This window comes from Saccharopolyspora sp. 6M (assembly GCF_020176775.1).
GTDB classification, from domain to species: Bacteria; Actinomycetota; Actinomycetes; order Mycobacteriales; family Pseudonocardiaceae; genus Saccharopolyspora_C; species Saccharopolyspora_C gregorii.
The window spans coordinates 5,092-30,109 of the sequence record NZ_JAIUJZ010000121.1; the positions used below are offsets into that span (position 1 = coordinate 5,092).

1 protein-coding gene (cut by a window edge) is annotated in these 25,018 nt (G+C 76.8%); it reads left to right on the plus strand.

Going from position 1 to position 25,018, the window contains the following annotated elements:
- Positions 1–25,018, plus strand: partial view of a type I polyketide synthase gene (locus tag LCD31_RS17145; RefSeq protein ID WP_224959387.1) — the 5' portion only. The gene runs 2,714 nt beyond the window's last position; the window shows 25,018 of its 27,732 coding nt (coding positions 1–25,018); the start codon lies at positions 1–3; the stop codon falls past the right edge of the window.

Genomic DNA, 25,018 nt, shown 5'->3' on the forward strand with positions numbered 1-25,018 from the left:
ATGGACAACGAGCAGAAGCTCCGGGACTACCTGAAGCGCGCGAGCGCGGACCTGAAGCGGTCCCGGGCGCGCGTGCAGGAGCTGGAGGACGCGGCCCGCGAGCCCATCGCCATCGTCGGCATGAGCTGCCGCTACCCCGGCGACGTGACCGGTCCCGAGGACCTGTGGCGGCTGGTCGCCGAGGGCCGCGACGGCATCACCGGGTTCCCCGCCGACCGGGGCTGGGAGCTCGCCGACGCCGACACGGCCACCCGCTCCGGCGGATTCCTGCACGACGCGGCCGAATTCGACGCGGACTTCTTCGGCATCTCCCCGCGCGAGGCGCTGGCGATGGACCCGCAGCAGCGGGTGCTGCTGGAAGCCACCTGGGAGGCGTTCGAGCACGCGGGCGTCGACCCGGCGGCGGTGCGGGGCAGCCGCACCGGCGTGTTCATGGGTGCGATGGCGCAGGACTACCGGGTCGGCGCGGCCGACGACGTGGACGGGTTCCGGCTGACCGGCAACAGCGGCAGCGTGCTCTCCGGCAGGCTCGCCTACACCTTCGGCGCGGTGGGGCCGGCCGTCACGGTGGACACCGCCTGCTCGTCCTCGCTGGTGGCGCTGCACCTGGCGGCGCACTCGCTGCGCGCGGGGGAGTGCTCGCTGGCGCTGGCGGGCGGGGTCACCGTGATGTCCGGACCGGCGACGTTCCTGGAGTTCTCCCGGCAGGGCGGGTTGTCCGCGGACGGCCGCTGCCGCTCGTTCGCCGATGCGGCGGACGGGACCGGCTGGGGCGAGGGCGTCGGCGTGCTGGTCCTGGAGCGGCTCTCCGACGCGCGGCGCCACGGGCACGAAGTGCTCGCGGTGGTGCGCGGCAGCGCGGTGAACCAGGACGGCGCGTCCAACGGGCTGACCGCGCCGAACGGGCCTTCGCAGCAGCGCGTCATCCAGCAGGCGCTGGTGAACGCGCGGCTGTCCCCGTCCGAAGTGGACGTCGTGGAGGCGCACGGCACCGGTACCGCGCTCGGTGACCCGGTCGAGGCGCAGGCGCTGCTGGCGACCTACGGGCAGGATCGGGAGCACCCGCTGCTGCTGGGTTCGATCAAGTCGAACCTCGGGCACACCCAGGCCGCGGCCGGGGTCGCCGGGGTCATCAAGGTGGTGCAGGCGATGCGGCACGGCCTGCTGCCGCGGACCCTGCACGTGGACGAGCCGTCCACGCACGTCGACTGGAACTCCGGGCAGGTGCGGCTGCTCACCGGCGCCGAACCCTGGCCGGTCGCCGACCGGCCGCGCCGCGCGGGCGTGTCCTCGTTCGGCATCAGCGGCACCAACGCGCACACCATCATCGAGCAGGCGCCCGAACCGGAGCCGGTGGCCGAGCCGGTGGAACCCGGGACGATCCCGGTGCTGCTGTCGGCGAAGACGGCGGCGGGACTGCGCGAGCAGGCCACCCGCCTGCTGTCCACCGTGGACACCGACGGGCCGCGGCCGCTGGACGTCGGCTTCACCACCGCCGCCCGCGGCGGACTGGAGCACCGCGCGGTGCTCACCGCGACCGACGAGGAGGAGCTGCGCGCGGGCCTGCGCGCCCTCGCCGCCGACGAGGACGCCCCGGCGCTCGTGCGCGGATCCTCCCGTGCCGCGGGGAAGACGGCGTTCCTGTTCACCGGGCAGGGCGGGCAGCGGCTCGGCGCGGGCCGCGAACTGCACGCGCGGTTCCCGGCGTTCGCCACCGCCTTCGACGAGGTGGTGACCGCCCTCGACCGGCACCTGGACCGGCCGCTGCGGGAGGTGCTGTTCGCCGAACCCGACAGCCCCGAGGCCGCGCTGCTGGACGAGACCGGCTACGCCCAGCCCGCGCTGTTCGCCGTCGAAGTGGCGCTGCACCGGCTCGCCGAGTCGTGGGGGCTGCGGCCCGACCACCTCGCCGGGCACTCCGTCGGCGAGATCGCCGCCGCGCACGTGGCGGGCGTGTTCACGCTCGACGACGCGGCCGCGCTGGTGTGCGCGCGGGGCCGGTTGATGCAGGCGCTGCCCGCCGGTGGCGCGATGATCTCGGTGCGGGCCACCGAGGACGAAGTGCTCCCGCTGCTCACCGGACGGGTGTCGCTGGCCGCGATCAACGGGCCCGAGTCGGTGGTCGTCTCCGGGGACGCCGCCGAAGCCGAGGCGATCGCCGCGCACTTCGCCGAGCTGGGGCGCCGCACCACGCGGTTGCCGGTGAGCCACGCGTTCCACTCGCCGCTGGTGGAGCCGATGCTCGAGGAGTTCCGCGCCGTCGTCGCCGGGCTCTCGCCGCGCGAACCGCTGCTGCCGCTGGTGTCCACCGCCACCGGCGAGTCCGCGACCGCCCGCGACCTCGCCTCCCCCGACCACTGGGTGGAGCACGCGCGCCGCCCGGTGCGGTTCGGCGCCGCCGTCCGCCGCCTCGGCGAACTCGGGGTGCGGACCTTCGCCGAACTCGGCCCGGACGCGGTGCTCAGCGCGCTCGTTCCGGCGAACCTCGACCACGAGGCGCTGGTGGTCCCGCTGCTGCGCGGTGACCGGTCCGAGACCACCGCCGTCGCGCAGGCGCTCGCCGCCCTGCACGCCCACGGTGCCTCCCCGGACTGGCCCGAGTTCTTCGCCGGCACCGGCGCCCGCCGCGTCGCGCTGCCCGGCTACCCGTTCCAGCGCCGCCGGTTCTGGCCGAGGAGCACCGGCGACGGTGACGTGCGCGCGGCCGGACTCGGCGCCGCGCACCACCCGCTGCTGGCGGCGGCGGTGTCGCTGGCGAACTCGGACGGGGTGCTGCTCACCGGCAGGTTGTCGGTGCGCTCGCACCCGTGGCTGGCCGAGCACGCGGTCGGCGGCGAGATCCTGCTGCCCGGCACCGCGTTCGTCGAGCTGGCGCTGCGCGCCGGGGACGAAGCGGGCTGCGACCGGGTGCGGGAGCTGACGCTGGCCGCGCCGCTGGTGCTGCCCGAGCAGGGCGCGGTGCAGGTGCAGGTGTGGCTCGGCGGCCCCGACGACACCGGGAGCCGGGAGCTGAGCCTCTATTCCCGCCCCGACGGCACCGAGGAGCAGCCGTGGACGCGGCACGCCACCGGCGTGCTCGACACCGCGCGCGGCACCCCGGCGGACTTCGGCCCGGAGTGGCCGCCCGCCGGGTCGCGACCCGTGGACCTCGACGGGCTCTACGAGCGGTTCGCCGCGGCCGGATTGGACTACGGTCCCGCCTTCCGCGGCCTGCGCGCGGCCTGGCGGCGCGGCGACGAGGTGTTCGCCGAGGTGGAGCTGCCCGTGGCCGCCGCCGAAGCCGAGGCGTTCGGGGTGCACCCGGCGCTGCTGGACGCCGCGCTGCACGCCGCCGCCGGGGCCGGTGACGCCGCGGAACCGGCGCTGCCGTTCGCCTGGGAGGGCGTCACCCTGCACGCCACCGGCGCGACCGCGGCCCGGGTGCGGCTGGCACCCGCCGGGCCGGACGCGGTCGCGGTGTCGGTGGCCGACCCGGCCGGGGAACCGGTGGCCGAGGTGGAATCGCTGGTGCTGCGCCCGCTCGGAGCCCGCAGGCCCGCCGCCGCCCGGGACGCGCTGTTCCGGCTGGACTGGACGCCGATCGCGGCCACCGCCGATCCGGGCTCGGTGGCGGTGCTCCCGCCCGTCGGCGAGGTGCCCTGGGGCGCGCCGCCGGTCGGCGCGGTCGAGGTGGCGGGCCTGGACGCGGGGCCCGCGGGCACCGAGGTCGTCGTGCTGCCGGTGCGCTCGCCCGCGGCGGCACCCGAGCAGGTGCACGCGTGCACCGCCCGCGTGCTCGAACAGGCCCAGCGGGTGCTCGACGCCGACGTCGCGGCCCGGCTGGTGGTCGTCACCCGCGGCGCCCGCGACGGCGCCGACCTGGCCGCCGCCGCGGTGTGGGGCCTGGTCCGCACTGCGCAGGCCGAACACCCCGGCCGGTTCGGGCTGGTCGACCTCGACACCGCCGCCGCGGCGCAGCTGCCCGCGGCGCTCGCGCTCGCCGACGAACCCCAGCTGTCCATCGTGGACGGACGGCTGCACGCGGCGCGGCTGGCCCGCGCGCCGATCTCCGCCGACGCCGCACCGGAACGCGACCCGGACGGCACCGTGCTCATCACCGGCGGCACCGGCGGGCTCGGCGCCCTGTTCGCCCGCCACCTCGTCGCCGAGCACGGCGTGCGGCACGTGCTGCTGACCAGCCGCCGCGGCCCGGACGCCGAGGGCGTGGACCGGCTCGTCGCCGACCTCGCCGAGCACGGCGCCCAGGTGCGCGTCGCCGCCTGCGACGCCGCCGACCGGGACGCCCTCGCCGCGCTGCTCGCCGAGATCCCCGCCGCGCACCCGCTGACCTCGGTGCTGCACGCCGCCGGGGTGCTCGACGACGCGTTGCTCGACGCGCTCACCCCGGAACGGCTCGCGGCCGTGCTGCGGCCGAAGGTCGACGCCGCCTGGAACCTGCACGAGCTGACCCGGGACCACCCGCTCGCCGAGTTCACCACCTTCTCCTCGCTGGCCGGCGTCGTCGGCGCCGCGGGGCAGGCGAACTACTCGGCCGCCAACGCCTACCTGGACGCGCTCGCCGCGCACCGCCGCGCCGCCGGGCTCCCGGCGACCTCGCTGGCCTGGGGCCCGTGGGCGTCCACCGGGGGCATGACCGGGGAACTGGCCGAGGCCGAGCTGCGCCGGTTCACCGCCACCGGCACCCCGCCGCTGGAACCCGCGCAGGGGATCGCGCTGTTCGACGCGGCCACCGCCAGCGGGGAAGCGGTGCTCGCCCCGGTGCGGCTGGACCTCGCGGTGCTGCGTTCCCGCGGCGAGGTCCCCGCCTTCCTGCGCGGCCTGATCCGCACCCCGGCCCGGCGGGCTGCCACCGGCTCCGCCGCGTCGGCCGGGCTCGCGCGGCGGCTCGGCGCGCTGGGGGCGGCCGACCGCGCCGCGGCGGTGCTGGAGCTGGTGCGCACCCAGGTCGCCGCCGTGCTCGGGCACACCGCGGTGTCCGATGTGGACCCGGACCGCGCGTTCCAGGAACTCGGGTTCGACTCGCTGACCGCCGTGGAGCTGCGCAACCGGCTGGCCACCGCCACCGGGCTGCGCACCTCGGCGACCGCCGTGTTCGACCACCCGACGGCGCGGGCGCTGGCCGCGCACGTGCGCACCGAACTGCTCGGCGAGGACGACGCCGCCACCGGGGAGGCCGACGCGGTCGCGGTGTCCGGCGATCCCATCGCGATCGTCGGCATGGCCTGCCGCTACCCGGGCGGGGTGACCTCGCCGGACGAGCTGTGGCGGCTGGTGTCCGAGGGCACCGACGCGATCAGCGGGCTCCCGGTGGACCGCGGCTGGGACCTCGACGCGCTCTACGACCCGGACCCGGACCGCACCGGTACCTCCTACGCCCGCTCCGGCGGGTTCCTGCACGACGCGGCCGAATTCGACCCGGGCTTCTTCGGGATGAGCCCGCGCGAGGCGATCTCCACCGACCCGCAGCAGCGGCTGCTGCTGGAGACCTCCTGGTCCGCGATCGAGCAGGCCGGGATCGACCCGGCCGCGCTGCGCGGCAGCCGGACCGGTGTGTTCGCCGGGGTGATGTACAACGACTACGGCGCGGTGCTCGCCGGCGGCGACTTCGAAGGGCACCAGGGCAGCGGGACCTCGCCGAGCGTCGCCTCCGGGCGGGTGTCCTACGCGCTGGGCCTGGAAGGACCGGCGGTCACGGTGGACACCGCCTGCTCGTCCTCGCTGGTGGCGATGCACTGGGCGATGCAGGCGCTGCGGGCGGGGGAGTGCTCGCTGGCGCTGGCGGGCGGCGTGACGGTGATGTCCACCCCGGCGGCGCTGATCGAGTTCTCCCGGCAGCGCGGACTGTCCCCGGACGGGCGGTGCAAGGCGTTCTCCGCCGACGCGGACGGCGTCGGCTGGGCGGAGGGCGTCGGCATCGTCGTGCTGGAGCGGCTCTCCGACGCGCGGCGCCACGGGCACGAGGTGCTCGCGGTGGTGCGCGGCAGCGCCGTCAACCAGGACGGCGCCTCGAACGGGCTGACCGCACCGAACGGGCCCGCGCAGCAGCGGGTGATCCGGCAGGCCCTCGCCGCGGCCGATCTGTCCACTTCGGACATCGATCTCGTCGAGGCGCACGGCACCGGCACCTCGCTCGGCGACCCGATCGAAGCGCAGGCGCTGCTGGCCACCTACGGGCAGGACCGCGCGGAGCCGCTGCGGCTCGGGTCGATCAAGTCGAACCTCGGGCACACCCAGGCCGCCGCCGGTGTCGCGGGCGTGATCAAGGTGGTGCAGGCGATGCGGCACGGCGTGCTGCCCCGCACCCTGCACGCGGATACGCCCTCCACCCACGTGGACTGGGCGGACGGCGCGGTGGAACTGCTCACCGCCGACGTCCCCTGGCCGGAGACCGGGCGGCCCCGCCGCGCCGCCGTGTCCGCGTTCGGCATCAGCGGCACCAACGCGCACCTCGTGCTGGAACGGCCCGAGCTCGCGGCGGCTCCGGAATCCGGGGCCGCTCCGCAACTCGCGGCCGCTCCGGAACCCGACGGCGCCCCGGAAGTCGCGGGCGCCCCGGAACCCGCGGACCGGACCGAGGTGCCGGTGGCCTGGCCGCTGTCCGGCAAGACCCGCGCCGCGCTGCGCTCCCAGGCCGCCCGGCTCATCACCTTCCTCGACGAGCACCCCGGCCACCGGCCCGCCGACGTCGCGCGCTCGCTGGCCACCACCCGCACCGCGTTCCCGCAGCGCGCCGTCGTGCTCGGCACCGGCCGGGATTCGCTGCTCGACTCGCTGCGCGCCCTCGCCGCCGACCGCCCCGACCCCGGGATCGTGACCGGGGAGGCCGGGGAGCCGGGCGGGCTCACCGCGCTGTTCACCGGCCAGGGCAGCCAGCGCGCCGGGATGGGCGCCGAACTGCACGGGCGGTACCCCGAGTTCGCCACCGCGCTCGACGAAGTGCTCGGGCACTTCGACCCCGCGGTGCGCGAGCTGCTGCTGGCCCGCGCCGCAGACCTGGACGACACCGCCGACCTGGACGACACCGGCTACGCCCAGCCCGCGCTGTTCGCCCTCGAAGTGGCGCTGTACCGGCTCGTCGAGGCCCGCGGCGCGGTGCCCGACCGGCTCGCCGGGCACTCCGTCGGCGAGCTCGCCGCCGCCCACGTCGCCGGGGTGCTGTCGCTGCCCGACGCGTGCGCCCTGGTCGCCGCCCGCGCCCGCCTGATGGCGGCGCTGCCGCCCGGCGGCGCGATGATCTCGTTGCGCGCCACCGAGGACGAGGTGGCGCCGCTGCTCACCGAGCGGATCGCGATCGCCGCCGTGAACGGCCCGGCCTCCGTGGTCATCTCCGGCGACGAGGCCGAAGCGGTGGCGCTCGCCGAGCGGTTCGCCGACCGCGGCACCAAGCGGCTCAGCGTCAGCCACGCGTTCCACTCGCCGCTGGTCGACCCGATGCTCGACGAATTCCGGCAGGTCGCCGAAGGACTCGACTACCGGGCCGCGCGGATCCCGCTGATCTCCGGCGTCACCGGCGAGCTCGCCGGGGACGAGGTGCGCACCCCCGAGCACTGGGTGCGGCACGCCCGCGCCACCGTCCGGTTCGCCGACGCGGTCCGCACCGCCGCCGACGCGGGCACCCGCACCTACCTGGAACTGGGCCCGGACGGGGTGCTGTCCGCGATGGCGCAGGACGTGCTCGGCGACGACGCCGAGTTCGTGCCCGCGCTGCGTGCCGACCGCGGCGAGGACCTGTCGGTGACCACCGCGCTGGCCCGGCTGCACGTCCGCGGCACCCCGGTCGACCTGGCCGCCGCGCACCCCGGCGCGCGCCGCGTCGCCCTGCCCACCTACGCGTTCCAGCGCGAGCGGTACTGGCCGGAGACCACCGCCGCGGTCCCCGCCACGGACCCGGCCGACGAGCGGCTGTGGACGGCGGTGGACCGCGGCGCGGGCGAGGAGCTCGCCGACCTGCTGGGCCTCGCCGACTCGCAGCACGCCGCGCTGTACGCGCTGCTGCCCGCGCTCGCGTCCTGGCGGCAGCGCAGGCACGAGCGGGAACTGCTGGACTCCTGGCGCTACCGGGTGGACTGGCACCCGCTGAGCACGCCCGCCCCGGCGGTGCTCACCGGGACCTGGCTGCTCGTCGGCACCGGGGCTACCGGTACGGGTCCGGTCGCGGCCGCGCTGCGCGCGCACGGCGCGGACGTCGACGAACTGCTGCTGGAGCCCGGTGCCGACCGGGAGACCATCGCCGAACTCCTCGGCGAGCCGTCGCGCACCGGCGTCGTGTCGGTGCTGGCCGCCGACGAACGCCCGCACCCGGTGCACCCGGCGCTGAGCACCGGGCTGGTGCTCAACGCCGCGCTCGCGCAGGCCCTCGGCGACGCCGGGTACGAGGCTCCACTGTGGATGATCACGTCGCGTGCGGTGTCCACCGGCGTCGACGACCCGATCGCGAGCCCGGTTCAGGCCGCCACCTGGGGGCTCGGCCGCGTCGTCGCGCTGGAGCACCCGCAGCGCTGGGGCGGGCTCGTCGACCTGCCCGCCGACCCGGACCGGCAGGCCGGTGCCCGGCTCGCCCGCGTGCTCGGCGGACTCGACGGCGAGGACCAGGTCGCGGTGCGCGCCACCGGCCTCGCCGGGCGCAGGCTGCTGCACCACCCGATCTCCGCCGCGGCCACCGGGTTCACGACGCGCGGCACCGTGCTCATCACCGGCGGCACCGGCGCGCTCGGCGCCCGCATCGCCCGCTCGCTGGCCGAAGCCGGCGCGGAACGGCTGGTCCTCACCGGACGCCGCGGACCCGACGCGCCCGGCGCCGCCGAACTCGCCGACGACCTGCGCGGGCTCGGCGCCGAGGTGCGGATCGCGGCCTGCGACGTGACCGACCGGGACGCCCTCGCCGCGCTGCTCGCCGAGCTTCCCGAGCTCACCGGAGTGGTGCACGCCGCCGGAACCGGGCAGGCCACCCCGCTGCAGGACACCGCGCCCGCCGAGTTCGCGGCCGTCGCCGCCGCGAAGATCGCCGGGGCCGTGCACCTGGACGCCCTGCTCGGCGACCGCGAGCTCGACTTCTTCCTGCTGCTGTCGTCCATCGCCGGCACCTGGGGCAGCGGCGGGCAGAGCGCCTACGCGGCGGCGAACGCCCAGCTCGACGCGCTCGCCGAGCACCGCCGCGCCCGCGGCCTGCCCGCCACCGCGCTCGCCTTCGGGCCGTGGGCCGAGGCGGGCATGGCCACCGACGAGGCCGTCGCCGACCAGCTGCGCCGCAGCGGCCTCGGCGCGCTCGACCCGGACACCGCCGTCGCCGAGGTGCACCGCGCCCTCGCCCACGACGACACCACCGCCACCGTCGCCGACGTGGACTGGGCGCGCTACCACCCGATCTTCACGGCGGCCCGGCCCAGCCCGCTGCTGTCCGAGCTGCCCGAGGTCCGCGCGCTCGGGCGGGCGGGCACCGAGCAGGCCGAGCCGGACGGGGAGCTGGCCGCGCGGCTGCGCGGGCTCGACCCGGACGCCCAGCGGGACCTGCTGCTGGAACTGGTGCGCGCCGAATCCGCCGCCGTGCTCGGCCACTCCGGCGCCGGGGCGGTCCCGCAGCGCCGCGCGTTCCGCGAACTCGGCTTCGACTCGCTCACCGCCGTCGAACTGCGCACCCGGCTCGCCGCCGCCACCGGGCTCGCGCTGCCCAGCACCCTCGCCTTCGACCACCCGAACGCGGCGGCGCTCGCCGAGCACCTGCGCGCCGAACTGGTCGGCGCCGGGGCGAGCACCACGACCGCGGCGGTGACCGGCGACACCGGCGAGCCGATCGCCATCATCGGCATGGCCTGCCGCTTCCCCGGCGGCGCCGACACGCCCGAGCGGTTCTGGGAGCTGCTCACCGACGGGGCCGACGCCATCACCGAGTTCCCCACCGATCGCGGCTGGGACGCCGACCGGCTCTACGACCCCGACCCCGACCGCGCCGGGACCACCTACGCCACGCAGGGCGGGTTCCTGCACGACGCGGGCGAATTCGACCCGGCGTTCTTCGGCATCTCCCCGCGCGAAGCCCTCGCGATGGACCCGCAGCAGCGGCTGCTGCTGGAGACCGCGTGGGAATCCTTCGAGCGCGCGGGCATCGACCCCGGGGCGCTGCGCGGCAGCCGCACCGGCACCTACATCGGCTCCAGCTTCCAGGACTACGGCAGCGGCTCCGCCGACGGTTCCGAAGGCCACGCCGTCACCGGCACCAGCCCCAGCGTGCTGTCCGGGCGGCTGTCCTACCTGTTCGGGCTGGAAGGCCCCGCCGTCACCGTGGACACCGCCTGCTCGTCCTCGCTGGTCGCGCTGCACCTGGCCTGCCAGTCGCTGCGCACCGGGGAGAGCGACCTGGCGCTGGCCGGCGGGGCGACCGTGATGGCCGACCCGGCGGCGTTCGTCGCGTTCAGCCGCCAGCGCGCGCTGGCCCGCGACGGGCGCTGCAAGGCGTTCGGCGACGGGGCCGACGGGATGGCGCTGTCCGAAGGCGTCGGCGTGCTGCTGGTCGAACGGCTCCCCGACGCGCGGCGCCGGGGGCACCCGGTGCTGGCCGTGGTGCGCGGCAGCGCCGTCAACCAGGACGGGGCCTCCAACGGGCTGAGCGCACCCAACGGGCCCGCGCAGCAGCGGGTGATCCGGCAGGCCCTCGCCAACGCCGAACTGTCCACATCGGACGTACAGGCGGTGGAGGCGCACGGCACCGGCACCGCACTCGGCGACCCCATCGAAGCCCAAGCGCTGCAACGGACCTACGGCCACGACCGCGATCCGGACGCGCCGCTGCTGCTCGGCTCCGCCAAGTCCAACCTCGGGCACGCCCAGTCCGCGGCGGGCGTCGTCGGCGTGATCAAGGTGGTGCTGGCGATGCGGCACGGCCTGCTGCCGCGCACCCTGCACGCCGACCGGCCGTCCACGCACGTCGATTGGACCGCGGGCGGCGTGGAACTGCTGCACGAGAACACCGGCTGGCCGGAGACCGGCGGGCCGCGCCGCGCCGCCGTGTCCTCCTTCGGGATCAGCGGCACCAACGCGCACGCCGTCCTGGAGCACGAACCCGAACCCGAACCCGCGACCGAGCAGGCGCCCGCCGGGCCGGTGCCGTGGGTGCTGTCCGCCCGCACCGAACCGGCGCTGCGCGCCCAGGCCGCCCGGCTCGCCGCGATCGAGCACCCGGCCGCCGATGTCGCGCACTCGCTGCTCGGCACCCGCGCCCGGTTCGAGCACCGCGCCGTCCTCGTCGGCGACGACTCCGCCGCGCTGCGGGCCGCGCTCGCCGAGTTCGCCGCCGGCCGCCCCGCCACCGGGCTCGTGCAGGGCACCGCCACCGCCGCCGGGCGCACCGTGTTCGTGTTCCCCGGGCAGGGCTCGCAGTGGGCCGGGATGGGCGCCCGGCTGCTCGACGAATCGCCCGTGTTCGCCGCGCGGATCGCCGACTGCGCCGCCGCGCTCGCCCCGCACGTGGACTGGTCGCTGCTCGACGTGCTGCGCGCGGCACCCGACGCGCCGTCGCTGGACCGGGTGGACGTGGTGCAGCCCGCCTCGTTCGCCGTGATGGTGTCGCTCGCCGAGCTGTGGCGGCACCACGGGGTGCGGCCGGACGCGGTGCTCGGGCACTCCCAGGGCGAGATCGCCGCCGCCTGCGTCTCCGGGGCGCTCGACCTGGACGACGCGGCGCGGGTCGTCGCGCTGCGCAGCCGCGCCATCGCCGCCGGGCTCGCCGGGGCGGGCGGCATGCTGTCCGTCGCGCTCGGCGCCGAGCAGGTGCGGGAGCGGATCGGCGACGGGGTGTCCATCGCCGCGATCAACGGGCCGGGCTCCACCGTCGTCTCCGGCGACCCGGACGCGCTCGACGCGCTGCACGAACGCCTCACCGCCGAGGAGGTGCGGGCCCGCCGGGTGGCCGTCGACTACGCCTCGCACTCCGCGCACGTCGAAGCCCTCGAAGCGGAACTGCTCGACGTGCTCGCCCCGATCCGCCCCGCCGCCGCCGAGGTCCCGTTCTTCTCCACCGTCACCGGGGACTGGCTGGACACCACCGGGATGGACGCGGCGTACTGGTATCGGAACCTGCGCGGCACCGTCGGCTTCGAACCCGCCGTGCGCGCCCTCGCCGAGCAGGGCCACGGCGTGTTCGTCGAGATCAGCCCGCACCCGGTGCTCACCGCCGCCGTGCAGGAGACCGCCGAGCAGGCCGCGACCGACGTGATCACCGGCGGCACGCTGCGCCGCGACCACGGCGGCCTGGACCGGTTCCTGCTCTCCGCAGGCGAGCTGCTGGCCCGCGGCGTCGAGGTCGATTTCACCCCGCTGCTCGGCGGGGCGCGCCGCGTCGAGCTGCCCACCTACGCGTTCCAGCACGAACACCTGTGGGCGCTGTCCGCCGCGCCGCGGACCGCCGCCGGTGAGGTCGGCGTCGCCGAAGCCGGGTTCTGGGCCGACGTCGAGCAGCAGGACCTCGCCGCGCTCACCGACCGGCTCGACGTGGACGCCGACTCGCTGGCCGCGGTGCTGCCCGCGCTGTCCAGCTGGCACCGCGGCCGCGCCGAAGCGTCCACAGCGGACTCCTGGCGGTACCGCGCGACCTGGACACCGTTGCGCGGCACCGGGAACGGCGAGCTCACCGGCACCTGGCTGCTCGTCGGCACCGGCGGCGCCGAGGACGCCGAAGTGGCCGCGGTGCTCGCCGCGCACGGCGCCACCGCGCAGCGCGTCGAGCTGGACGACGGGCACCTCGACCGGGAACGTCTCGCCGCGCTGCTCGCCGAGACCGAGGCGGCCGGCGTCGTCTCGCTGCTGGCGCTGGACGAGACGCCGTGCCCCGGGCACCCCGAGCTCGCCCGCGGCCTCGCGCTGAGCCTGGTGCTCGTGCAGGCCCTCGGCGACGCCGGGATCGACGCCCCGCTGTGGGCGCTGACCCGCGGCGCCGTCGCCACCGGCCGCGCCGACCAGGTCACCCGCCCCGCGCAGGCGCAGGTGCACGGCCTCGGCTGGACCACCGCGCTGGAGCACCCGCAGCGCTGGGGCGGCGTCGTGGACCTGCCCGCGGAGCTCGACGAGCGCGCCGGGCAGCGGCTCGCCGCGGTGCTCGCCGGGACGACGGGGGAGGACCAGCTCGCGATCCGCGCCTCCGGCGTGCACGCGCGTCGCATCGTGCCCGCGCCCGTCGGCGACCGCGCCCCGGCCCGGAGCTGGCGGCCGCGCGGCACCACCCTGATCACCGGCGGCACCGGCGCCCGCGCCCCGCACCTGGCGCGCTGGCTGGCGCGGCAGGGCGCCGAGCACGTGGTGCTCACCAGCCGCCGCGGCGCCGACGCGCCCGGGGCGGCCGAGCTGGTCGCCGAACTCGCCGAGCTCGGCACCGACGCCGAGGTGCTGCCCTGCGACCTCGCCGACCGGGACTCGGTGCGCGGCCTGCTGTGCGGGCTCGCCGCCGACGGCCGCACCGTGCGCACCGTGCTGCACACCGCCGCGTTCATCGGCCTGGAGCCCGTCGACGAGGCCACCCCCGAGTCCTTCGCCGACGTGCTGCGCGCCAAGGTCGTCGGCGCGCGGCTGCTGGACGAACTGCTCGACCCGGACCACCCCGACCAGCCCGCCGAACTCGACGCGTTCGTGCTGTTCTCCTCGACAGCGGGCATGTGGGGCAGCGGGCAGCACGCCGCTTACGTCGCGGGCAACGCCCACCTGGCCGCGCTCGCCGAGCACCGCCGCGCCCGCGGCCTGCCCGCCACCTCCGTGTCCTGGGGGATCTGGGCCGACGACCAGAAGCTCGGCCGCGTCGACCCGGAGGCGATCCGCCGCAGCGGCCTCGTGTTCATGCCGCCGGAGACCGCGCTGACCGGGCTGCGCGCCGCCCTGGACCACGACGACACCGCGCTCGCCGTCGCCGACGTGGACTGGGCGCGCTACCACCCGGTGTTCGCCGCGGCCCGGCCCACCGCGCTGTTCGACGAGATCCCCGCCGTGCGCGAGATCCGGCGGCAGCAGGCCGAGCGGACCGGCGCGGGCGGCGAGTTCGCGGCCCGGCTGCACGCGCTGCCCGCCGCCGAGCAGCGGCGGCTGCTGCTGGACCTGGTGCGCGCCGAGGCCGCCACCGCGCTCGGGCACACCTCCGCCGACGCGCTCGACGAGCAGCGCGCCTTCCGCGACATCGGCTTCGACTCGGTCACCGCCGTCGACCTGCGCAACCGGATCGCCGCCGCCACCGGGCTCGTGCTGCCCGCCACGATGGTCTTCGACCACCCGAACCCGCGGGCGCTGGTGGAGTTCCTGCGCGGCGAGCTCGCCGGTTCCGCGGGCACCGGCGGCCCGGCCGAGGTGCGGCCGGTGGACGACGAACCGATCGCCATCATCGGCATGAGCTGCCGCTACCCGGGCGGTGCGGCCACCCCGGAACAGCTGTGGGACCTGGTGCTGCGCGGCGAGGACGTGATCTCCGAGTTCCCCGCCGACCGCGGCTGGGACGCCGACGGGCTCTACGACCCGGACCCGGACCGGGCGGGCAAGACCTACTCCACGCGGGGCGGGTTCCTGCACGACGTCGCCGACTTCGACGCGGGCTTCTTCGGGATCTCGCCGCGCGAAGCGCTCGCGATGGACCCGCAGCAGCGGCTGCTGCTGGAGACCGCGTGGGAGGCGTTCGAGCGGGCCGGGATCGACCCGGCGGCGCTGCGCGGCAGCAGCACCGGGGCGTTCATCGGCGCCAGCTACCAGGACTACCAGGCGCACACCGCCGACGGCTCCGAAGGCCACCTGATCACCGGTGCGCTGTCCAGCATCCTGTCCGGCCGGTTGTCCTACCTGTTCGGACTGGAGGGCCCCGCGGTCACGCTGGACACCGCCTGCTCGTCCTCGCTGGTGGCGCTGCACCTGGCCTGCCGGTCGCTGCGCAGCGGGGAGAGCTCGCTGGCGCTGGCCGGCGGCGTGTCGGTGATGTCCACGCCGAGCGCGTTCGTCGGGTTCAGCCGCCAGCGGGCGATGGCCGCCGACGGCCGCTGCAAGGCCTACTCGGACGACGCCGACGGGATGAGCCTCGCCGAGGGCATCGGGCTGGTGCTGGTGGAGCGGCTGTCCGACGCGCGTCGCAACGGGCACGAGGTGCTGGCCGTGGTGCGCGGCTCCGCGATCAACCAGGACGGCGCCTCCAACGGCCTGACCGCGCCGAACGGCCCGGCGCAGCAGCGGGTCATCCGCGCCGCGCTGGCCGACGCGGGACTCGCACCGTCCGAAGTGGACGTGGTGGAGGGGCACGGCACCGGTACCGCGCTCGGCGATCCGATCGAGGCGCAGGCGCTGCTGGCGACCTACGGCCAGGAGCGGGAGCATCCGCTGCTGCTGGGCTCGATCAAGTCGAACATCGGGCACGCCCAGATGGCCTCCGGTGTCGCCGGCGTGATCAAGGTGGTGCAGGCGCTGCGGCACGGCCTCGTCCCGCGGACCCTGCACGTCGCCGAACCGTCCTCGCACGTGGACTGGACGTCCGGGGCGATCGAGCTGCCCGTCGACCAGGTCCCGTGGCCCGACAGCGGTCGCCCGCGCCGGGCCGCGGTGTCCTCGTTCGGGCTCAGCGGCACCAACGCGCACACCGTCCTCGAACAGGCTCCGCCCGTCGAGGTCGAGGCCCGCGAGCCGCGCCGCGGCGTGGTGCCGGTGCTGCTGTCCGGCCGGGGGGAGGCGGCACTGCGCGCCCAGGCGGACCAGGCCCTGTCCGTTGTGGACGGTGCGGAACCGCTGGACCTGGCCTACTCGCTGGCCACCGGGCGCGGCCGGTTCGAGCAGCGGGCCGCCGTGCTCGCGGCCGACCGGGACGAGCTGCGGCGCGGCCTCACCGCGCTGCGCGACGGCGCACCGGCCGCGAACCTGCTGCGCGGCGCGGATGCCGGAGCGGGGCGCACCGCGTTCCTGTTCACCGGTCAGGGCAGCCAGCGCCCGGGCACCGGCCGCGAGCTGCACGCGCGGTTCCCGGTGTTCGCCGACGCCTTCGACGAGGTGCTGGCGCACTTCGACGCCGTGCTGGACCGGCCGCTGCGCGACATCGCGTTCGCCGAGCCCGGCAGCCCGGAGGCGGAGCTGCTGGACCGCACCGACTGCACCCAGCCCGCGCTGTTCGCGCTGGAGGTGGCGCTGCACCGGCTCGTCGAGTCCTGCGGGATCGTGCCGGACCACGTCACCGGGCACTCCGTCGGCGAGATCGTGGCCGCGCACGTGGCCGGGGTGCTGTCGCTGCCGGACGCGTGCGCGCTGGTGGCCGCCCGCGGCCGGTTGATGCAGGCGCTGCCCGCCGGTGGCGCGATGATCTCGGTGCGGGCGGCGGAAGAAGAGGTCCTCCCGCTGCTGACCGCGCAGGTGTCGCTGGCCGCGATCAACGGCCCCGAGTCGGTCGTGGTCTCGGGCGCCGCCGCCGAGGCCGAGCGGGTCGCCGCGCACTTCGCCGAGCTGGGGCGCCGCACCACGCGGCTGCCGGTGAGCCACGCGTTCCACTCGCCGCTGATGGAGCCGATGCTCGCGGAGTTCCGCGCCGTCGCCGAGTCCCTCACCCACCACGCCCCGACGATCCCGGTCGTGTCCAACCTGACCGGCGCGCCCGCGCGGATCGACGCCGAGCACTGGGTGGCGCACGTGCGCGAAGCGGTGCGCTTCGCCGACGGCGCCCGGTGGCTCGCCGACGCGGGCGTGCGGACCTTCCTGGAGCTCGGGCCGGACGGGGTGCTCACCGCGCTGGCCCGGGAGGTGGTTCCCGCCGAGGCGGTGCTGCAACCGCTGCTGCGCCGGGACCGCGACGAGGTGGCCGCGGTCAGCACCGCGCTGGCCCGGCTGCACGTCACCGGCACCCCCGTGGAGTGGGGCGGGTGCTTCGCGGGCACCGGCGCGCGCCGGATCGACCTGCCCACCTACCCGTTCCAGCACGAGCGCTACTGGCCCGAACCGGCCGCCGCACCGGTGACCGCCGCCGACCCGGTGGACGCCGAGTTCTGGTCCGCCGTCGACCGCGCCGACACCCGGGCGCTGCGCGCGCAGCTCGACCTGGACGACGACACCGCGGCCGCGGTGGTGCCCGCGCTCGCCGAGTGGCGGCGCAAGCGGCGGGAGACCACGGCCGTCGACGGCTGGCGCTACCGCACCGAATGGCGTCCGGTCCGCGGCGACGGCACCGCACCGGCCGGGCCGTGGCTGGTGCTCACCGCGCAGGACGCCGACGCCGCCGCCACGGCCGGCGTGCTGGCCGCGCTCGGCGCGGACGCGGTGCGCGTCGAGGTGCACCGCGCGGACCGCGCCGAACTGGCGTGGCGGCTGCGCGCCGAAGCCGAGGACGCCGGATTCCCGGAGCGCGGCGCCGGATTCGCCGGAGTCGTCTCGCTGCTGTCCTGGGACGCGCCACCGCACCCGGACGCCCCCGAGGTGCCCGGCGGACTGCCGCTCACCACCGCCGCGGTGCACGCCCTCGCCGACGCCGACATCGACGCTCCGCTGTGGATCGTGACCCGGGGTGCGGTGCGGGTCGGCCGCGCCGACCCGGCCCCCGATCCGGCGCAGGCCGCGCTGTCCGGGCTCGGCCGCGTCCTCGCGCTGGAACAGCCCGCCCGCTGGGGTGGCCTGGTCGACCTGCCCGCCGACGGCGCGGGCGCCGACCGGCTCCGCGCCGCGCTCGGCGGACCCGAGGACCAGCTGGCGCTGCGCTCGGCGGGCACGTTCGCCCGCCGCCTGGTGCCCGCACCCGCCACCGGGGAGGCGGCACCGCCGATCGGTGCCGGGACCGTGCTCATCACCGGCGGCACCGGCGGGCTCGGCGGGCACGTCGCCCGCTCCTTCGCCGCCGCGGGCGCCGGGCACCTGCTGCTGCTCAGCCGCCGCGGCGCCGACGCGCCCGGCGCCGCCGAGCTGCGCGCCGAACTCGCCGGGCACGGCGCCCGGGTCACCATCGCCGCCTGCGACGTGGCCGACCGGGATGCGCTGGCCGCCGTCCTCGCCGAGATCCCCGCCGAGCTGCCGCTGCGCACCGTGGTGCACACCGCCGGGGTCGTCGCCGACGGCGTCCTCGACTCGCTCACCCCCGACCGGTTCGCGCAGGTCTGGGGCGCGAAGGTCCGCGCCGCCCAGCACCTCGACGAGCTCACCGCGGACGTCGAGCCCGACGCGTTCGTGCTGTTCTCCTCCACCGCGGGCACCTTCGGCGCCGCGGGCCAGGGCAACTACGCGGCCGCGAACGCCGCCCTCGACGCGCTCGCCGAAGCCCGCCGCGCCACCGGCCGCCCCGCGACCTCGCTCGCCTGGGGGCCGTGGGCCGAAGCGGGCATGGCCGCCGACGCGGACGGCGTGCGGCAGCGGGTGCGCCGTGGCGGGTTCACCCCGATGGAGCCGCGGCGAGCGGTCGCCGCGCTGCACCGGGCGCTGGAGCAGCAGGACACCGCGCTCGCCGTCGCCGACATCGACTGGGAGCGGTTCACCGCCGCGTTCCCCGCCTCCCGCGCGCTCGTCACCGAGATCCCCGCGGTGCGGCAGCTGGGCCGGCCCGAACCGGCGACCGCGCCGGACGCACCGGGACTGCGGGCCACCCTCGCCGCGCTGCCCGAAGCCGACCGCGGGCAGGCCGTGCTGGACCTGCTGCTCGCGCAGGTCGCCGCGGTGCTCGGCCACGCCACCGTCGCCGACGTCCCCGCCGACCGGGCGTTCCAGGACCTCGGTTTGGACTCGCTGACCACCGTCGAGCTGCGCAACGCGCTCAGCGCGGCGACCGGCCTGGCGCTGCCGGCCACGCTCGTCTACGACCACCCGAACCCGGTGGCGCTGCGGGACTTCCTGCTCGCCGAACTGCTCGGCTCGTTGCCCGCGTCCGCGCCGGTACCGGTCGCGCGGGCCGCCGCGGACGATCCGGTCGTCGTGGTCGGCATCGGCTGCCGCTTCCCCGGCGGGGTCCGCGGACCCGAGGACCTGTGGACGCTGCTGGCGGACGGGACCGACGCGATCGGGCCGTTCCCCACCGACCGCGGCTGGGACCTGGCCGCCCTCGCCGCCGGGGACTCCGCCACCCGGGAAGGCGGCTTCCTGGACGGGGTCGCCGACTTCGACGCGCCGTTCTTCGGGATCTCGCCGCGCGAAGCTCTGGCGATGGACCCGCAGCAGCGGCTGCTGCTGGAGACCACCTGGGAATCGCTGGAGCGCGCCGGGATCGCCCCGGACGGGCTGCGCGGCAGCGCCACCGGCGTGTTCATCGGCACCAACGGGCAGGACTACCCGCAGCTGCTGCGCGCCGCCGGGGCCGACGTGCGCGGGCACGTGGCCACCGGCAACACCGCCAGCGTGCTCTCCGGCAGGTTGTCCTACTCGCTCGGGCTGGAAGGACCGGCGGTCACCGTCGACACGGCCTGCTCGTCCTCGCTGGTGGCGCTGCACTGGGCGGTGCGGGCGCTGCGTTCCGGGGAGTGCTCGCTGGCGCTGGCCGGGGGCGTCTCGGTGATGTCCGGGCCGGACTCGTTCGTCGAGTTCAGCGCGCAGAGCGGGCTCGCCCCGGACGGGCGTTGCAAGGCGTTCGGCGCGAACGCCGACGGCACCGCCTGGTCGGAAGGCGTCGGCGTGCTCGTGCTGGAACGGCTCTCCGACGCGCGGCGGCACGGCCACGAGGTGTGGGGCGTGGTGCGCGGCGGCGCGGTCAACCAGGACGGCGCGTCGAACGGGCTCACCGCCCCGAACGGGCCGTCCCAGCAGCGGGTGATCCGGCAGGCCCTCGCCGACGCCGGGCTCACCGCCGCCGACGTGGACGCGGTCGAGGCGCACGGCACCGGCACCGCCCTCGGCGACCCGATCGAAGCCGGGGCGTTGCAGGCCACCTACGGCCGCGACCGGACCGAACCGCTGCACCTCGGCGCGATCAAGTCGAACCTGGGCCACACCCAGGCCGCCGCCGGTGTCGCCGGAGTGGTGAAGGTGCTGCTGGCCATGCGGCACGGGGTGCTGCCGAAGACGCTGCACGCCGAGCGGCCCAGCCCGCACGTGGACTGGGACGCCGCCGGGATGGCGCTGCTCGCCGAACCGCGGCCGTGGCCGGAGACCGGCCGGCCGCGCCGCGCCGGGGTCTCCGCGTTCGGCGTGAGCGGCACCAACGCGCACGTTCTCCTCGAACAGGCGCCCGAGCTCGAACCCGGACCGGAGGTGCTGGTGCGGCCGCGGATCGTGCCGTGGCCGGTGTCGGCCCGCACCCGGGAGGCGCTGGACGAACAGCTCGCGCGGCTCACCGGCCGCACCAGCGGAACCGATGCCTCCGCTGTGGACGTCGGCTTCTCGCTGGCCACCGGGCGCGCCGCGTTGCGGCACCGGGCGGTGCTGCTGGCCGGGCCGGACGGCGCGGTGGAGGTCGCGCGCGGCACCGACACCGGACCCGGCAAGCTCGCGTTCCTGTTCTCCGGTCAGGGCGCGCAGCGGGCCGGGATGGGACGTGAGTTGTCGGGCCGGTTCCCGGTGTTCGCGGCCGCGCTGGACGAGGTGTGCGCGCACTTGGACCTCGAACTGGAGCGGCCGCTGCGCGAGATCATGTTCGCCGAGCCGGGCAGCGCTGATGCGGCGTTGCTCGACGAGACCGGGTTCACCCAGCCCGCGCTGTTCGCGTTCGAGGTCGCGCTCTACCGGCTCCTCGAATCCTGGGACCTGCGGCCCGACCTGCTCACCGGGCACTCCATCGGCGAGCTGGCCGCCGCGCACGTCGCGGGCGTGTTCTCGCTGCCGGACGCCGCGAAGCTCGTCGGCGCCCGGGCCCGGCTGATGCAGGCGCTGCCCACCGGCGGCGCGATGATCGCGGTGCAGGCCACCGAGGACGAGGTGACCGCGCAGCTCACCGAGCGGGTCGCGATCGCCGCCGTCAACGGGCCCGACTCCGTCGTCGTCTCCGGCGACACCGCCGAAGCGCAGCGCATCGCCGCGCACTTCGGCGACCTCGGCCGCCGCACCCGCGGGCTCACCGTCAGCCACGCCTTCCACTCGCCGCTGATGGACCCGGTGCTGGACGAATTCCGCCGCACCGCCGCCGGAATCGAGTTCCACGCCCCGGAGATCCCGGTGGTCTCCGACCTGACCGGCACCGTCGCCGACCCGGCCGAACTGGGCAGCGCGCAGTACTGGGTGCGGCACCTGCGCGAGGCCGTGCGGTTCGCCGACGCCGTCCGCACCCTGCACGAGGCGGGCACCACCCGGTTCGTGGAACTCGGGCCGGACGGGGTGCTCGCCGCGCTCGCCCGGCAGTCGCTGCCCGCGGACGGGCCGCTGGTCGTGGCCACCCAGCGCGCCGACCGGGACGAGGAGACCGCGCTCGGCACCGCCGTGGCCCGGCTGCACGTCCACGGCCGCAGCCCGGACTGGGCGGAGCACTTCGCGGGCACCGGGGCGCGCCGGATCGCGCTGCCCACCTACCCGTTCCAGCGGGAGCGCTACTGGCCCGAACCGGGCGCCGCCACCGCCACCGACCCGGTGGACGCCGAGTTCTGGGCCGCCGTCGAGCGGGAGGACCTGGCCGCGCTGGCCGGTTCCCTCGACGTCGACGACGCGTCGCTGTCCGCGGTGGTGCCCGCGTTGTCGGCCTGGCGCCGCCACCGCCGCGAGCACGCCGCCGTGGACGGCTGGCGGTACGCGATCGGCTGGAAGCCGATCACCACCACCCGCCGGTCCACCGGCCCTTGGCTGGTGCTCGTCCCCGCGGCGGAGCGGGACGCCGATTGGACCACCGCGGTGCTGGAGGCCCTGCCCGGCGCCGACGTCCGCGACCCCGCCGCCACCGGCGGGCTCGGCGACGACTACGCGGTGGTCGTCGCCCTGCCCGGCACCGATCCGCTGGCCCTGCTGCCCGCGCTGCGCGAAGCCGGGATCACCGCACCGCTGTGGTGCCTCACCCGCGGCGCCGTCGCCGTCGGCCGCGCCGAGCTGCCCGAGGTCGAGGCCGCCGCGCTGTGGGGCCGCGGCCGCGTGCTCGCGCTGGACGAACCCGAAGCCTGGGGCGGGCTCGTGGACCTGCCCGCGACCGCCGACCGGCGCGCCGCGGACCGGCTGCCCGCCGTCCTCGGCGGCACCGAGGACCAGGTCGCGCTGCGCGCCGCGGGCGCCTACGGGCGCAGGCTCCAGACCGCGTCCGCGCCCGCCGACCCGTGGCGACCGCACGGCACCGTCCTCGTCGTCGGCGACGACGACTCCGCCGAGCACCTGAGCCGCCGGTTCGCCGCCGACGGCGCCGAGCACGTGCTGCGCGCGGGCACCGCCGACCTCCGCGAAGTCCTCGACGCCGCGCCCGGCCCGATCACCACCGTCGTGCAAGCCGCCGCCGGGGACGACCCGGTCGCGGACGCCGAAGAGCTCGCCGCGCTGCTCGCCGGACAACCCCTCGACGCGTTCGTGCTCATGACCTCCATCGCCGCGGTGTGGGGAGTGCGCGGGCAGCAGCAGGCGGCCGCCGACGGCGCCCGGCTCGACGCGCTGGTGCACCGCCTGACCGCCGACGGCATCCCCGCCCGGCTGCTCGCCTGGAGCGCCTGGGAGTCCACATCGGACGGATCGGCGGCGCACCGCCGGGCCAACGGGCTCCCCGCGCTGGACCCGGACCTGGCCGCCACCGCGCTCGGCCGCGCCCTGGGCGGACCGGAGCGCTCGCTCGTGCTCGCCGACGTGCGGTGGGAGACCTTCGCACCCGCGTTCACCGCGACGCGGCGCAGCGCGCTGTTCGACGACATCCCCGCGGCCGCGCTCGGCGACACCGCGACCGAGGACGGCGGCTCGCTGCGCGAGGAGCTCGCCGCGCTCGGCGAACCGGAGCGCGCCGAGCGGCTGCTCGCCCTGGTGCGCACCGCCGCCGCGGACGTCCTCGGGCACGGCGGCGCCGACGCCGTCGAACCGGACCTGCCGTTCCGCGACCTCGGCTTCGACTCGCTCACCGCCGTGGACCTGCGCGGCGCCCTCGGCGCGGCCACCGGCCTCGCCCTGCCCGCCACGCTGGTGTTCGACCACCCGACGCCGGACGCGCTCGCCGCGCACCTGCTCGCCGAGCTCACCGGCACCCGTCCCGGCACCGAGCCCGTCGCGGCCGTCGCGGCACCGGACGACGACCCGATCGCCATCGTCGGCATGAGCTGCCGCTACCCGGGCGGCGTCCGCTCGCCGGAGGACCTGTGGCGGCTGCTGCTCGACGAGACCGACGCCATCGGTCCCGCGCCCACCGACCGCGGCTGGGACCTGACCGCGCTGGGCACCAAGGAAGGCGGATTCCTCCACGACGTCGCCGACTTCGACCCCGGCTTCTTCGGCATCTCGCCGCGCGAAGCGATGGTGATGGACCCGCAGCAGCGCATCGTGCTCGAAGCCGCGTGGGAGGCGTGGGAACGCGCCGGGATCGACCCGGCGCAGCTGCGCGGCACCGACGCCGGCGTGTTCGTCGGCGGCGGCTCCGGCGACTACCGGCCACCGGCGGGTCAGGTCGGGCACGCCCAGACCGCGCAGTCCGCCAGCCTCATCTCCGGGCGGCTCGCCTACACCTTCGGGCTGGAAGGCCCCGCCGTCACCGTGGACACCGCCTGCTCGTCCTCGCTGGTCGCCCTGCACCAGGCGGTGCAGGCGCTGCGCACCGGGGAGTGCTCGGTCGCGCTCGCCGGCGGCGTGACGGTGATGTCCACCCCGGTCGGCTTCGTCGAGTTCGGCGAGTTGGGCGCGTTGTCCCCGGACGGGCGCTGCCGCGCCTTCGCCGACACCGCCGACGGCACCGGCTGGTCCGAAGGCGTCGGGATGCTCGTCGTGGAACGGCTCTCCGACGCGCGGCGGCACGGGCACCAGGTGCTGGCGGTGCTGCGCGGGTCCGCGGTCAACTCGGACGGGGCCTCGAACGGGCTCACCGCGCCGAACGGGCTGTCCCAGCAGCGGGTGATCCGCAAGGCGCTCGCCGCCGCGGGCCTCGAACCGTCCGATGTGGACGCCGTCGAGGCGCACGGCACCGGCACCTCGCTCGGCGATCCGATCGAGGCGCAGGCGCTGCTGGCCACCTACGGCCAGGACCGGGACGCCCCGCTGCTGCTCGGCTCGATCAAGTCGAACATCGGGCACACCCAGGCCGCTTCCGGCGTCGCGGGCGTCATCAAGTCGGTGCTGGCGATGCGGCACGGCGAACTGCCGAGGACGCTGCACGTGGACCGGCCCTCCACGCACGTCGACTGGTCCTCGGGAGCGGTGGAACTGCTCACCGGACGCACCGGGTGGCCGAGCACCGGTCGCCCGCGCCGCGCCGCCGTGTCCTCCTTCGGCGCCAGCGGCACCAACGCGCACGTGGTCCTCGAACAGGCCCCGGACGCCGAGGCGCCGCCGGAACCGGTCGCGGACCCCGGCCCGCTGCCCGTCGTCGTCTCCGCGCGCACCCCGGAAGCCCTGCGGGCGCAGGCGGAACTGCTGCTGGGCACCGAGTCCGACCTGGCCGACCTGGCGTGCTCGCTGGCCACCACCCGCGCGCACTTCGAACACCGGGCCGCCGTGCTCGCCACCGACCGCACCGAGCTGCGCGCCGGGCTCACCGCGCTCGCCGGCGGCGGCACCGCGCCGAACCTGCTGCGCGGCGGCGGCGCCAAACCGGGCAAGCTCGCGTTCCTGTTCTCCGGTCAGGGCGCGCAGCGGGCCGGGATGGGACGTGAGTTGTCGGGCCGGTTCCCGGTGTTCGCGGCCGCGCTGGACGAGGTGTGCGCGCACTTGGACCTCGAACTGGAGCGGCCGCTGCGCGAGATCATGTTCGCCGAGCCGGGCAGCGCTGATGCGGCGTTGCTCGACGAGACCGGGTTCACCCAGCCCGCGCTGTTCGCGTTCGAGGTCGCGCTCTACCGGCTGTTCGAATCCTGGGGCGTGCGACCGGACTTCCTCACCGGGCACTCCATCGGGGAACTCGTCGCCGCGCACCTCGCCGGGGTGTTCTCGCTGCCGGACGCGGTGCGGCTCGTCGCGGCCCGCGCCCGGCTGATGCAGGCGCTGCCCGCCGGCGGCGCCATGATCTCGGTGCAGGCCACCGAAGAGG